General features: G+C 62.7%; 11 protein-coding genes. 8 read left to right on the top strand and 3 right to left on the bottom strand.

Annotated elements, in window-relative coordinates; genetic code table 11:
* Positions 1 to 73 precede the first annotated feature (73 nt).
* Genes MJQ68_RS10345 through bglX form a run of 3 tightly spaced genes read left to right on the top strand, consistent with a single transcriptional unit; the run spans position 74 to position 3,252 of the window.
* Complete coding sequence (locus MJQ68_RS10345) at positions 74 to 514, top strand: hypothetical protein (RefSeq protein ID WP_238751033.1); 441 nt, start codon at positions 74 to 76, stop codon at positions 512 to 514.
* A 50-nt stretch (positions 515 to 564) separates the two neighbouring features.
* Positions 565 to 924: a DUF1304 domain-containing protein gene (locus tag MJQ68_RS10340; RefSeq protein ID WP_238751032.1), complete on the top strand. Its 360-nt coding sequence runs from the start codon at positions 565 to 567 to the stop codon at positions 922 to 924.
* Between the two features lie 57 nt (positions 925 to 981).
* On the top strand, positions 982 to 3,252 hold the full coding sequence (gene bglX / locus MJQ68_RS10335) for a beta-glucosidase BglX (protein WP_238751031.1): 2,271 nt from the start codon (positions 982 to 984) through the stop codon (positions 3,250 to 3,252).
* A 30-nt stretch (positions 3,253 to 3,282) separates the two neighbouring features.
* Here the strand turns inward: bglX and MJQ68_RS10330 are convergent, their stop codons facing one another.
* The gene (locus tag MJQ68_RS10330) at positions 3,283 to 5,148 is read right to left on the bottom strand and encodes a carbohydrate-binding protein (protein ID WP_238751030.1); all 1,866 of its coding nucleotides are present in this window, start codon (positions 5,146 to 5,148) and stop codon (positions 3,283 to 3,285) included.
* Positions 5,149 to 5,283: 135 nt separating this feature from the next.
* On the opposite strand from MJQ68_RS10330, the gene hflX reads away from it, so the two are divergent.
* The 3 genes from hflX (at position 5,284) to MJQ68_RS10315 (ending at position 8,665) form a co-directional block, all read left to right on the top strand.
* Positions 5,284 to 6,495: a GTPase HflX gene (gene hflX, locus MJQ68_RS10325; protein ID WP_238751029.1), complete on the top strand. Its 1,212-nt coding sequence runs from the start codon at positions 5,284 to 5,286 to the stop codon at positions 6,493 to 6,495.
* A gap of 129 nt (positions 6,496 to 6,624) precedes the next feature.
* Positions 6,625 to 7,731 carry an aminopeptidase gene (locus MJQ68_RS10320; protein ID WP_238751028.1) on the top strand — a complete coding sequence of 369 codons (1,107 nt, stop codon included), beginning with the start codon at positions 6,625 to 6,627 and terminating at the stop codon, positions 7,729 to 7,731.
* A gap of 154 nt (positions 7,732 to 7,885) precedes the next feature.
* Complete coding sequence (locus tag MJQ68_RS10315) at positions 7,886 to 8,665, top strand: hypothetical protein (protein ID WP_238751027.1); 780 nt, start codon at positions 7,886 to 7,888, stop codon at positions 8,663 to 8,665.
* 144 nt (positions 8,666 to 8,809) lie between these two features.
* Here MJQ68_RS10315 and MJQ68_RS10310 read toward each other — a convergent pair whose 3' ends face one another.
* Positions 8,810 to 10,027: a Pycsar system effector family protein gene (locus tag MJQ68_RS10310; RefSeq protein WP_238751026.1), complete on the bottom strand. Its 1,218-nt coding sequence runs from the start codon at positions 10,025 to 10,027 to the stop codon at positions 8,810 to 8,812.
* A gap of 104 nt (positions 10,028 to 10,131) precedes the next feature.
* Here MJQ68_RS10310 and MJQ68_RS10305 point away from each other — a divergent pair, with 104 nt between their 5' ends.
* Positions 10,132 to 11,661 (top strand): hypothetical protein, encoded by a 1,530-nt coding sequence (locus MJQ68_RS10305; protein WP_238751025.1) that lies wholly within the window; start codon positions 10,132 to 10,134, stop codon positions 11,659 to 11,661.
* Positions 11,658 to 13,037, top strand: a complete 1,380-nt coding sequence (locus tag MJQ68_RS10300; RefSeq protein ID WP_238751024.1) for a DUF5723 family protein — start codon at positions 11,658 to 11,660, stop codon at positions 13,035 to 13,037. Before MJQ68_RS10305 ends, MJQ68_RS10300 begins: the two co-directional genes overlap by 4 nt.
* Here MJQ68_RS10300 and mscL read toward each other — a convergent pair.
* Complete coding sequence (mscL, locus tag MJQ68_RS10295; protein ID WP_238751023.1) at positions 12,952 to 13,434, bottom strand: large conductance mechanosensitive channel protein MscL; 483 nt, start codon at positions 13,432 to 13,434, stop codon at positions 12,952 to 12,954. The genes MJQ68_RS10300 and mscL overlap by 86 nt on opposite strands.

Here is a 13,434-nt window from a genome sequence, read left to right as displayed (position 1 = left end):
TTTTCCGCCGCTAAGTTTGCAGCCTACCCGGTCGTAAAGACCTGAATATACACCTAAAACACACCCCCCTGATTTGGACATCATCCTGCGCCACGGCGTCGGTGTCGTGGCCGAGGAGATGACCTTTGGTAGCTGCTACTTCGTGGAGCGGCTACACGACCCCGGTCCCCGGCGCATCGGCAAACCCCGTGAACACCCCAACCGTACGACCGGCTACGGCCGGCTGCTGCGCCACATCGAGCGGCTCCACCAAAACCGGGCCCTACTGAACGGGGCGGCTACCCCCTTCCGCCTGGTCGTGGTGGAGAATGCGTATACCGACGGACTACTCCGCTACCTGGCGGACACCCCCGGACCCATCGGTGAGATCGACCTGCTCACACCAGCAGAAGTACATCTCCTGCTGGCCGACCTGGACTATACCCCCGCCGAAGACACCCTACCCGCCGAGCGCGTAGCCCGCCTGAGCGCCGAACGGCGGCCCTTCGACGAGTGGCTGGCGAGCCTGGCATAGCCCGAGGCCATCAACCCCACCCGCTAACCCGCGTTTTACCGTAAACCGCTATGGGACTGGCAGCGCAACTCCTCATCGGCCTCCTGGCCGTACTTCACCTATATATCATGTGGTTCGAGGCCTTTGCCTGGGAGACGAGGGGGCCTAAGGTATTTCCGACCGTGCCGCGGGAGCTGTTCGCCAAGACCACGGCGCAGGCCGCCAACCAGGGAGTGTACAATGGCTTTCTGGCGGCCGGACTGATCTGGTCCCTCCTCATCGACGGACCGTGGAGCCAGCACATCGCGCTGTTTTTCCTGAGCTGCGTAGCCGTTGCCGGTATCGTAGGTGCTCTGACGGTCGACCGCAAGATCGCGTACGTACAGACCGCCCCCGCCCTGCTGGCGATCGCTTTGCTCCTACTGGATTAACTTTCGGTCCCATTCAGCAGCCCCTACCCCTCACGCTGCTGTCAGCGCCTTCTATCTATGCACTACCTTCTACTCGCCGTTCTGATTTCCTTCACCAGCGTGCTCGCCGCCCAGCAGCCCATTCCCGAAGTGGAGGCCCTGCTGGCGCGCATGACCATCGCCGAAAAGATCGGTCAGCTCAACCTGCTCACTCCGGGCGGCGGAGCCACTACCGGCGCCGTAGTGAGCGATGACGTGGAGACCAAGATCCGCGCCGGCGAGGTGGGCGGACTGTTCGGCCTGGCCGGTCCCGACCGCATCCGCACCGCTCAGAATTTCGCTATCAATGAATCCCGCCTGGGTATCCCGCTCTTCATCGGAGCGGATATCATCCACGGCTACAAGACCACCTTCCCCCTGCCCCTGGGACTGGCCAGTAGCTGGGACATGCAGCTCATCGAGCGCACCGCCCAGGTAGCCGCCCGGGAGGCCACGGCCGATGGCATCAACTGGAACTTCTCCCCCATGGTCGATATCGCCCGTGACCCCCGCTGGGGACGTATCGCCGAAGGAGCCGGAGAAGACCCCTACCTGGGCTCGGCCGTAGCACAGGCTATGGTGCGCGGTTATCAGGGTAGTGACCTAGGAGCCGATACGACCATGCTGGCCACCGTCAAGCACCTGGCGCTGTACGGAGCCGCCGAGGGCGGACGCGACTACGCCTCCGTAGATATGAGCCGCCTCAAGATGTACAATCAGTACCTGCCCCCCTACCAGGCGGCCGTGGATGCTGGGGTAGCCAGCGTCATGACCTCCTTCAACGACGTAGAGGGTATACCCGCCTCGGGCAACAAGTGGCTGCTGACCGAGCTGCTCCGCGACGCCTGGGGCTTCGAGGGCTTCGTCGTCTCCGATTACACCTCGATCAACGAGATGAGCAATCACGGACTGGGCGACCTGCAGGCCGTTTCCGCCCTGGCCCTCGACGCCGGCATGGACATGGACATGGTCGGTGAAGGCTTTCTCACTACCCTACCCGCTTCCCTGGAGGAGGGCAAGGTGACCGAGGAGCAGATCACTACCGCCTGCCGCCGCATCCTGGAAGCCAAGTACAAGCTGGGCCTCTTCGAAGACCCCTACCGCTACCTGGATACGCTGCGGCCCGCCCGCGATATCCTGACCGCGGACAACCGCGCCCTGGCCCGCGCCGCAGCCTCCCGTGCCAGTGTGCTGCTCAAAAACGAGAACGCTACCCTACCCCTGCAACAAGAAACCCGCATCGCGCTGATCGGCCCCCTCGCCGATAGCCAGAACAATATGCTCGGCACCTGGGCACCGACCGGCGAGCTGACCGAGGCCCGCACCATCCGCACGGGCTTCGATAGCGTCGTGCCGGACGTCGCCTACACTTACGCGGCCGGTGCCAACATTACCGACGATACTACCCTGGCCAAGAACGCGAACGTGTTCGGCCCGCGGGTGGTGATCGACGAGCGGAGTCCGGACGTACTACTAGAGGAAGCCCTGACCGCCGCCCGTGCCGCAGATGTGGTGGTCGCCGTAGTGGGTGAGGCTAGCGAGTTTACCGGTGAGGCCGGTAGCCGCACCGATATTCAGATCCCGGCCAGTCAGAAAAAACTCATCCGCGCCCTGGTCGAAACGGGTAAGCCCGTCGTGCTCGTCCTGATGAGCGGCCGCCCCCTGGATATCTCCGAAGAGCTGGCGCTGCCCGTCAGTATTTTACAGGTCTGGCACCCCGGCGTGGAGGCCGGCCCCGGAGTGGTCGACGTGCTGTACGGCAACTACAATCCCGCCGGTCACCTGACCGCCAGCTGGCCGCGCAACGTCGGACAGATCCCCGTCTACCACGCCATGAAACGCACCGGCCGGCCGGCACCGACTAAGGGTGCCCCGTTCCAGAAGTTCGTGTCCAATTACCTGGACGCACCCAATACCCCGCTGCTGCCCTTCGGCTACGGACTCAGCTACACCACCTTCACCTACAGCAACCCACAGATCGAAAGCGAGCAGGTGGCGGCCGGTGATTCGGTGCGCATCAGTATCGAGGTCACCAATACGGGCGACGTGCCCGGGGAGGATGTCGTGCAGCTCTACCTGCGCGACGTGGTCCGCAGCGTCACTCCGCCGGACAAGACCCTGAAGGGCTTCCAGAAGATCGGCCTCACGGCGGGCGAAAGCCGGCGGGTGGAGTTCGTGCTTAGCCCCGACGACCTCAAGTTCTACAACAGCGCGCTGGACTTCGTCGCCGAGCCGGGCGCGTTCGAGGTCTTTGTGGGCGAGGATGCGCACGACGAGCGGTACCGGCTATCCTTCCAATTGGTGGAATAGCGATCCGATGTGTAGCTCGCGGGGAACGTCCTACTGTGCCTTTACGAATTGCCCCGTCAGTAGCTGCGCTCCGCTGACCAGCTGGTAGGCGTAGGTACCCACCGGCCAGTGATCTACCGCAATGCGTAGCTGCGCTCCGGCCCGTGCTTCGAGGCGCTGGCGGTGTACCTCCCGGCCCCGTGCATCTACGATGCGCAGTTCTGCCTGACCGGCCCCCGCTTCCTCCCACCGAAAGGTAAGCGCATGCACCGCAGGGTTAGGAAACACGCTGAGTGAGGCTACCGGAGCCACGTCGCGGTCCAGAAATGCCTGCGGAGGTAGCACCGTCTGCGCCAGTCCGCTAGCGGGGGGTGTGTAGACCGAAGTCGGGGAGAGCTGCAGGTAGTCTACGTTCGGACCACTATCTCCCATAGCCGTCAGACGAATACGGTGGGTACCCGCGGAGAGCAGGACGGACGGACCCATGCTACGGGAAGACCAATTCTTCCAGCTCCCCGTAGGCCGGAAGGATTCCAGGCTCACCGCTTTGCCGTCCACCGAAAGCTGCAGGCTGCGGCCCGCGCTGCTGCCGTTGGCATAGCGCATCAGTAAATTATACGGACTGGTAGCCGGTACGTCGACCGTCCACTCGATGTAATCTTCGGTCGCGGCGATGTAGTCCGCAAAGCCGCTTCCGCTGAAGCCGCGGTGGTCGATCGCCGGACGGGGCCCGCTCAGCAGGGCATCCTCGGCCTCGTAGCGGAAACTGGATGCGATGGGCACCAGGGCTACGAGGTAGTTCATGTTGGCCCCCGCCGCCGGTGCGGCTAGATTGGCCCCCAGCCGGAGCACGTAAGGGGTAGGAGAAAACGCGGCGTAGGGCACCAGCTTGGTGTACAGCTCGAAGTAGTCGGAGCCGGGGTCAGTACTGCCGATGACCTCGTCGATCTTGGTCCAGTCACTCAGCCAGTCGGGCAGCGTACCGGCCCGGGGATCGAAGGCTACGTAGGCCACCGCGCGCTTGCTCAGGTAGGCGGTCAGGAAGTCGGTGGAAGTGCGCCGCTTGTCGTCATTAGCCGTGCGGATAAAGCGGGCATTCTCCAGAAAGTCCGGTACGCTGGTCAGGGTATAGGTGCGGTCGGTATACAGCGGCTCACCGGCAGTGAGTCGGCCGATCTCGTAGGTCCGCTCGCTATCTGCCACCAGGGCGGTGATCAGCCCGTCAGCGGCGGGCTTTTCGGGCTCGGTCTTCTGGGTCACTGGCACATCGGCCCGCAGGTACTCTACGTAGAACGCCTTGCCGGCCGACTGGGTATAGGCCAGCCAGCTCACCTTGCCCAGGGCGGGGTACCGGTCGGTGACGGCCTCCAGGGTAGGCAGGTCGGGGAAGCCGTCCGCATCGCCCACGTACACCTGGACCAGGCCGTTCGTGTACTTCGCTACGCGGATCCGGTGGCTTTGCGTGGGGTCCAGTGTGATGATCTGTCGGTCCAGTATACGGGGGTAGAGGTAGTTCGTATGTGCCTCGCCGAGGATCAGGCTGCCCGCGCCGAGGGGGTCGTAGCGCACCACGTAGCCCGGTTCGCCGCTCTCGTGTTGCTGTCCGAACAGCAGGTAATACGCCCGCTGGTAGCCGTCTACCAGATTGGTCACTTCGGTCTCCAGCACGTAGGTGGTGGCCGCGAAGGATCGGGCGGTGGTCAGGGAGGTCCAGTTATTGTCCGGCCCGTTGTAGGCCTGTCCGTTACGGATGGTCCAGCCGCCGTTGGCGTTCCAGGACGTGCCGAGTTGCACGCGATCGAAGTCGTCCTGAAAGATGGTTTGGGCCCGTAGGCAGGTGCCGGGCAGCAGCAGCACGGCAAACAGGGCAATGAGGGAGCGCACGGTAGCGCCACGTAGGGTAAGGGGTGTACGCATACGGCAGGTTTGTAGGGATAATCCATCCGCCAGTCGCTAAATTTCAGCAGGGCCCGCCTTTAACGTTCCCGCCCGGCACCTGCGTCCGCGCCCGCCCTGGCAACTTCCCGCCACCCTGGGCGGTTAGCTTGGAATATGGCAAATGAATGGACCGTCGGACAGAAGAGTTCCGGCCTGGAGGTGAAGACAGAATATGCCGTCGTGGTGGGCGTAGTGCTCCGCAATGAGACGGAAGAACTGGTCGCCGAGCACCTCGACGAACTGGAGTTTTTGGCGGAGACCGCAGGTGCGAAGACCGTCAAACGCTTCGTGCAGAAGCTCGATCACCCCGACAACCGCACCTTCGTGGGCAGCGGCAAGGCCAGGGAGATCGCCAACTACGTAGACCAGCACGAAGAGATCTCCATGGTTATCTTCGACGACGACCTCAGCGGTAAGCAGGTCAATATTCTGGAGGAAGAAATGAAGGTCAAGATCATCGACCGCTCCACCCTCATCCTCGACATCTTTGCCCGCCGCGCCCAGACCGCCCAGGCCAAAACGCAGGTGGAGCTGGCCCAGATGCAGTACCTCCTGCCCCGCCTGCGCGGACTGTGGACGCACCTGGAGCGGCAGCGCGGTGGTATCGGCATGCGGGGCCCCGGTGAAACGGAGATCGAGACGGACCGCCGGATCGTGCGCGATAAGATCAGCAAGCTCAAAAAAGACCTCGAGAAGATCGACAAGCAGGCCGAAACCCGCCGCAAGGGGCGCGATACCATGGTGCGCGTGGCCCTGGTGGGCTACACCAACGTGGGCAAGTCTACCCTGATGAACCTGCTCACGAAGAGCGACGTATTCGCCGAGGATAAGCTCTTCGCCACCCTGGATACGACGGTGCGCAAGGTTGCCTACGAGGGCGTGCCCTTCCTGCTCACGGATACGGTCGGCTTTATCCGCAAACTGCCGCACCACCTCATCGAGTCGTTCCGCTCCACCCTGGACGAGGTGCGGGAGAGCGATCTGCTGCTGCACGTCGTGGACGTAGCCCACCCGCAGTACGGCGATCAGATCCGTACTGTACAGACCCTGCTCAAGGAGATGAACTGCGAGGAGAAGCCCACGCTCCTGGTCTTTAACAAGATCGACCTGTTCCGCGAGCGCAACTACGACATGTACCTGGATGAGGAAGGCCGCGACGAAGTAGAGAGCGACCTGGTCAACGGCCTGCAGGCGGAGTTCGGTCAGGAAGCCCTGCTGGTGAGTGCCCACACGAAGGAGAACGTAGATAAGCTCCGCTACCGGCTCACGGAGCTGGTGCGCGTAGAGTATCAGCAGACGTATCCTTATGTGGCTAAACAGTGGTAAGGGGGGATCGCCTGCGGCTCATTAGACCGCTGCGTGGGTTAGATCGCCTTCGGCTCGGTAGACCGCTGCGCGGGTAGGGGGTTGAACTTCGTGGGGGTAGGGGGCTTCTAGGTGTATATTCTACGCCCCATGACCGACTACACCCGCTACGCCCATCTTCTCGTCAATTACTGCGTGAGCCTGCAGCCCGGAGAACGGCTGTTCGTGGCCTCCACTACGCTGGCCGAGCCGCTGGTGACGGAGGTGTACCGGGAGGCGATCAAGGCCGGCGGACACTGTGAATTTGCCCTGGGTATGCGCGGACAGGCGGCAGCACTGCGGGATCATGGCAGTGCGGCCCAGTTCGGCTACGTACCCACGCTGTACGCTAAGGCGATCAATGAGTTCGAGGCCTATATCAACATTACCGCACCCTTCGATCTGCGGCAGCCGAGCCCCGCTGCGGAGCTTAAGGCGGCGCGGCGCGAGGCCATGCAGTCGCTGCACAACACCTACTTTGCGCGCACCGCCGACCGGCGGCTGAAGCGCAGCATGTGCATCTTCCCCACCGAGGCCCTGGCAGCGGAGGCGGGCATGAGCCTGCAGGAGTATACCGACTTCGTCTTCCGTGCCTGTAAGCTGGACCAGGACGATCCCCGCGCCGCCTGGCTGGGGGTACGCAAGCGGCAGCAGGCCGTGGTGGATCACCTCAATAGCTGCACCACCTTCCGCTACACCAACGACCGCAGTGACATCAGCTTCACCACGAAGGGACGCACCTGGATCAACAGCGACGGTCAGACCAATATGCCGAGCGGGGAAGTGTACACCAGTCCCGAAGAGCATTCGGTGGAGGGGACCATCTACTTCGACTATCCCGCCATCCGCAACGGACAGGAAGTGCGGGGAGTGACCCTGGAGGTGAAGGACGGGGAGATACAGACGTGGCGGGCGGAATCCGGTCAGGCGATCCTGGACGAGACCTTCGCCATCGACGGGACGCGGCGGTTCGGGGAGGCGGCCATCGGGACCAACTACGACATTGACCGCTTTTCGAAGCATATCCTCTTCGACGAGAAGATCGGGGGCACGGTGCATATGGCGGTGGGACAGAGTTACGCTCAGGCGGGAGGGAAGAACGTGAGTGCTGTCCATTGGGACATGATCGCCAACATGCGCGCGGGGGGCAGGGTGTATGCCGATGGCGAGGTCATCTATGCGGACGGGCGCTTCGTGGAGCGGCTGTGGCCCAGTTAGTACCCTTACAGCATACGGTACGGGGCGATGAGGGCGTTGGACGGCTGGGCGACGTAGGAGGTAGCTACTCCCTACAGAATCCTTATCTTTGGGATCACCTTGAGTTTGCCCTATTAGTGTAGCGGGATCCCCTTATTGACTGAAACCTTAGACCGTGAACGAGAACGTCGCCTTTTTAGAACTGAAATACGGAAACATATACGGTGGTTATCCAAACTTCTACGCCATCTCCGAGATCGCCCTGTTGGTGTTCGAGCGGGGATCGAACAAGATCTTTTTGGAGAGCTGGATCAACCAGGCCAACGTCGATATCGTAGATGTATACGCCGAGACCGATGAACTGGGCCATACCATTCGCCGCGTCCGGGAAGTGCTCAATATGCGCACCAACCGCCGCTTTCCCTACCACGAGGACTTCCGGCTGAGCGAGAACGACCTGCAGTTCGCCTTCCGCAACCTGCGCTCGACCAAGAACGCCATTCGCAACTTCCTCAACAAGAACCTGAATAAGTACCGCTTCCAGGACCTGATCGTCTTTGATGGTCGCCGGGACATCTTCCTGTGCGAGCGCAGCGGCGTCCGCTTCGACTGGGTCAATATCATCGACATCCAGAAGGACCTGAACCGGGAGACCGACTACCTCTTCAGCCTCAATAAGCTGGCCAAGGTGGTCAACTTCAATACCGACCGCTCGTACCTGCGGTCCAACAACCAGGAGTACTGGTTGCACCCCATCGCGGCCCGGCAGATCGTACCTGGCACGGCGGCCTTCGACGCGGCCCGCCTGCTGATGGTCTTCAACGAGTACACGATGTTCCACGACGATTTCCTGATCAAGGCGGCTATCCTGCTCAATAAGGTCAGTAAGCGCAAGGAGGAACAGAAGGAGCGCGAGGCGCAGCTGGCGGCTGAGGAGGAAGAGAAGGAGGATTAATTAGACCGCTTCGCGGGGTAGACGCCTTCGGCTGGTTAGACCGCTTTGCGGGTTAGACGCCTTCGGCTGGTTAGACCCCTTCGGCTGGTTAGACCGCTTTCAGCGGGTTAGACGGCTGCGCAGATAGGCGGCCTGCGGCGGGGGCTAGAGAAGATAGAGGACGATGATGAGGAGTAGGAGGCTGATGGCTAATCCTAGGAGGAAGATGTTGTAGGAGACCTTGAGGAGGTGATACTTGCGGTCGATGGCGCGGCCGAAGCCGTGGAGATCCTGGATGAGGTTGCCGTAGAGGGCATCGGGGTCGAGGAGGGTGGTTTCCATGCGGCGGGTGAACTCGGCGCGGCCCAGCTTGCTGACGGTGCCGTAGAAGGCCAGGTTCTCTTCTTCGTCCTTGCGGTCGTGGGGGCGGGAGGAGATGATGGCGTAGACCAGGCTAGCCAGCGCACAGGTGATGAATACGACGACGGGGAGCAGGATCTCGGGGCGCGTCTGTGCCCAGTTGCGGTAGCTGACGAAGGTGATCAGTGCACCGATGAGCAAGGCATTGACGCTGACCATGATGGCGGCCTTGTGATCGGCCATCCGCTTGAGCTGGATGTTGTTGCGGAAGATGGTGCGGAAGTAGGTCTGGGCGGCCTGGCGGGTGGGGCCTTGCTCTAGCTTCTCCAGGCTCTGTGGGGCGTCGGGGGCTAGGGGTACGGGCAGCAGGGCCGGGCGGGGGGTCTTCTTTTCTAGTCGGTCGACCAGTTTTTGCAGGTCTAGCAGTACGGCACTGTGGGTGTGCTGGTAGCGGCGGCGGAGCTCTCCGTTGCGGAAGCGGGCCTCCCGGAGCTCGTTGAGGTAATGGCCCAGGGAGTCCGTGCGGTTCATGCTGCGCCGGGGGCCTTCGCCGGCGTCGAGGGCGTAGCGGTTTTCCAGCCAGGTGAGTTCGGCGCCCTCGGAGCCGCTGAGCAGTCGCTGGGCGAGCTGGGCGTCGTAGAGGACGTCGGTCACCTCGGCCCGTAGGGAGGAGCTGCCGCGGGGAAGCACGGTACCGAGGGTGAGCTGGAGGTTGAGGTAGTCCGGGCCGGTCCACTCGCGGAACTCCTGATTCACCTCGTCCCAAGGGCGAATCTCACTGCCCTCGCCCCAGTAGCGGCAGGCTTCCAGCAGGGCGACAGTACGGGCCAGGTGGGGTAGATCCGGGGAGACGCCCGGCCGGCGCAGCGCGATTTCAAGGGAATGGGCGGCTAAACTCAGCGCCCAGCTGTCGTTGTGCAATACTAGCGCGCGGGGTAAGCGTTCATAGCTCATGAGCATGAACCGTTCTGCCTGATCGGCCAAGTGGCTGAGGTGGAGGGCGCTGAAGCGGGCAGTGTTCATATCTATCCCAAGGTAGTGCGCCGGGGCGGCTACTGCCAAACCCACCGGACCTTTCCTGTGATTTACTTTGCACCCGCGCCCGCGCCCTACTGACTGCTTTACTTATGCGTGATACTATACTTATTATGGGGGCCTGCCTGCTTATGCTAGGGTGTGAACAGGCCATTGAGGTAGACGGTACACGTTTACGGGCGGAGTATGCCGTGCCCCTGATCGATAGCGAAGTGAAGCTGGCGGAGCTGGTGGGCGACATCGACGAGCGGGTGCGCCTGACGGTGGATCCGGACGGGCTGCTACGCTTTAGCTATACCGATACGGTGCCCGCCGTGACCAGCGATGAGGTATTCGACGAGCTCAACGGCCTGGCCCGGGGCCTGCCCCTGCCCATCACGCGCCGCCGCGAGGCCTACGCCTTTCCCGCTCCCGAGGATACCCGCCTGACGGCCCTGCGCGCAAAGGCCGGTGCCTTCACCTACAGCCTGCCCAACCCCTACGCGCAGCCGGTACGCATCGTGCTTACCCTGCCGGGCATCACGCGTGATGGCGAGCCACTGCAGGTGCGCGGAGAACTTCCCGCCTACTCCGGCACGGGAGACGAGCCGAAGCTCACCAATGTAGACAGCCCCCTGGATTTTACCGGCTACACCTTCGACCTGAGCGGGGGGGAGCTGGTCGTAGAGTACGCGATCGATGGACTGGACGGGGAAGAGCTGGCGCCCGGCCGGGCAACAATCGCCGCGTTTACGGCCCTGGAGTTCGACTTCATCGAGGGTTACTTCGGGCGGACACCCTACCCCGGCGTGAGCGAGCGGCTGGAGATCGACTTTTTCGACAACTACCAGGGGGGGACGATCGACTTCGTAGACCCCCAGATCCGGGTGCAGATCCGCAACGGCTTCGGTATTCCGGCCCGGGCAGTGGTAGATCAACTGAGCGTAGAATCACAGGCCGGCAGCACGGTGGCGGTGACCGGCCGGGTGGTCGACGAGGGCTTCGACTTCGCCTACCCCCGCACGCCGGGCAACACAGCCCTGACCACCTACCTCATCGACGAGACGAACAGTAACCTGAAGGAGCTACTGGCTACCCGCCCCACCGCCCTCAACTACCGCATCAGCGCCCTGCTCAATCCGGAGGCCGACGAGTCGGTGATCGGCTACCTGCTCGATACCAGTACCTACACCGCCACCATCACGGTGGAGCTGCCACTGTATGGGTCCGCGGCCGACTTCCAGCTGCGCGACAGTTTCCCGGTCAATCTGGGGGAACAGTACGGAGAGATCACGGCGGTCACCTTCCGCGTCACTACGGACAACGAGCTACCCTTCGACCTTTCGCTGACCGGCACCTTCCTCGACTCCCTGGGTACTGTAGTGGGTGACCTGACGGACGGGGACCTGCTCGTCATCCGGGCCAGTGTGGTAGATGCGATGGGTAATACCACCGCGGCCACGCAGGCTACGACGGATATACCCCTACAGGGGGAGCGGCTCGCGCAGGTCCGCCGCGCCAGCCGCCTCGTACTGAACATCACCTTTGCCACCAGCGATAAGGGTAGTCAGGCGGTGCGCGTGACCGACCGGCAGAACCTCCGGGTGCGCATCGGGGCCCGCCTAACCGTAAACGACCAATGATGCGCCCGATCTACCTCCTGCTGGGCCTGATACTCTCGCTGGCCGGCCTGCGGGCACAGAACCTGACCGCGCCGCTGCTGTCCGGAAGCTGGCAGAGTACCTACCACAATCCGGCCATGGTGCACTTCCTGCCCCAGCCGGTGACCCTCGGACTGCCCGGTCTGGCCAACGATCTGCGGCTGGAAAACCTACAGTACAAGGATATCTTCGTGGAGGAAGGCGGGCGGCGCATCCTGGACTTTACCGCCTGGTCCGATCTGGTCGATGAGCAGAACACGGTGCAGGACGTCTACAGCTTCGAAACCTTCGGCCTGGCGGTGCAGCGCGGTCGCCTGGGCCTGAGCCTGTACCACCGGCTCCGGGTCGAGGGGGAAGCGCAGTACTCCAGGACGCTGGTCGATCTGATCGCGTTGGGGAATGCCCCCTTCATCGGACAGACCGTCGAACTAGCCCCCCAGGGGGAGGTCGTGAGCTTTCACGAGGTCGGACTAGGACTCAGCTACGCGCTCACCGACAAGATCGCGGTGGGTGGCCGCGTGAAGTACCTGGTGGGTACCAGCGGTGTCCAGCTCGCCGAAGGAGGCAGCATACAACTGCGTACGGCAGAGGAGAGTTTTGCGCTCACCCTGGAGCAGGACGTGCGGGTCAACACGGTCAACGCCCTGGAGTACGAGCGCCTCGACTCGTTCACCCTCGACTACGATCCTACCCGCCTATCGTTCAGTGAGCTGACCGGCGCCAATACCGGTCTGGCCTTTGACTTCGGCATAGCAGTTAATCTGGACCGCCTGCGCCTCAACGCCTCGGTCGTGGACCTGGGGGCAAGCATCGACTGGACGGAGGATGTCAGCAGTTTCCGCTTCACGGGCACCGAGACCTTCGACGGACTGGACCTGCTCGAAGACCTACTGCGCGACACCATCTCGCTGGCCACCGCCGTCGATAGCCTGCTACTGACCTACGAGCCCGAGCGGAGCACAGCGGGTTTCCAGTCGCAGATCGGGGCAAGCGTCTACCTGGGCGGAGAGTACGACATCACCGAGCGGCTTACGGCCGGGGCCATGCTGGTGCTGGAAGACCGGCTGGGCGAACTACAGCCCGCAGTAGCGCTGCTGGGCCGCTACGCCGTGGCGGACTGGCTGCAGGTCGGTATTAACCTCAACCACCGGACGGGCATCCGGACCAACCTGGGTCTGCACCTGTACGCCAGTCCGGGTCGGGTGCGGGTGTTTGCCAGTTCGGACAAGTTCTTCACGCTGCTCTCTACCGGCAACACGGCACTGGCGGGGGTCAGGCTGGGTCTGTCACTGGCGCTGGGTCAGCGGGCTGCGGAGCGGCCGGGGCGGAGCCGTTCATCTTTTGCATCTCTTCCTTGATGTCGGTCAGTAGCTGAATGTCCTTGGGGGTGGGTACGGTCTTATCCCCGGCATCCTCGGCCCTATCGCGCAGCGAGTTGACGAAGCGGATCACGACAAACAGGGTGAAGGCAATGATGAGAAAGTCGATCATAGCCTCCATAAACAGGCCATAGCCGATCACTACGCCGGGGTCGATCACCTCGCCGGCATCGTCCTTCACCGGCTCTTTGAGCACCCAGGCCAGGTCGTGCATCTCGATGCCGGCGGTGAGGTAGCCTAGGGGCGGGGTGATGATCTGCTTGACCAGCACGTCGACGATCTTATTGAAGGCCGCGCCGATCACTACGCCGACCGCCAGGTCGATCATGTTGCCCTTGACGGCAAACTTCTTGAATTCAGCCAAAAATCCAGCCAT

Source organism: Neolewinella maritima (assembly GCF_923081025.1).
GTDB classification, from domain to species: domain Bacteria; phylum Bacteroidota; class Bacteroidia; order Chitinophagales; family Saprospiraceae; genus Neolewinella; species Neolewinella maritima.
Note: the sequence above shows the minus strand (reverse complement) of the source record. Positions and strands in the feature narration are given on the sequence as shown.

Bases quoted from the DNA above. Each gene is read 5' to 3' on its own strand.
- MJQ68_RS10320 (WP_238751028.1), top strand. From the start codon at position 6,625: ATGACCGACTACACCCGCTACGCCCATCTTCTCGTCAATTACTGCGTG.
- MJQ68_RS10330 (WP_238751030.1), bottom strand. From the start codon at position 5,148: ATGCGTACACCCCTTACCCTACGTGGCGCTACCGTGCGCTCCCTCATT.
- MJQ68_RS10310 (WP_238751026.1), bottom strand. From the start codon at position 10,027: ATGAACACTGCCCGCTTCAGCGCCCTCCACCTCAGCCACTTGGCCGAT.
- MJQ68_RS10305 (WP_238751025.1), top strand. From the start codon at position 10,132: ATGCGTGATACTATACTTATTATGGGGGCCTGCCTGCTTATGCTAGGG.
- bglX (WP_238751031.1), top strand. From the start codon at position 982: ATGCACTACCTTCTACTCGCCGTTCTGATTTCCTTCACCAGCGTGCTC.
- hflX (WP_238751029.1), top strand. From the start codon at position 5,284: ATGGCAAATGAATGGACCGTCGGACAGAAGAGTTCCGGCCTGGAGGTG.
- MJQ68_RS10300 (WP_238751024.1), top strand. From the start codon at position 11,658: ATGATGCGCCCGATCTACCTCCTGCTGGGCCTGATACTCTCGCTGGCC.
- MJQ68_RS10340 (WP_238751032.1), top strand. From the start codon at position 565: ATGGGACTGGCAGCGCAACTCCTCATCGGCCTCCTGGCCGTACTTCAC.
- mscL (WP_238751023.1), bottom strand. From the start codon at position 13,434: ATGGCTGGATTTTTGGCTGAATTCAAGAAGTTTGCCGTCAAGGGCAAC.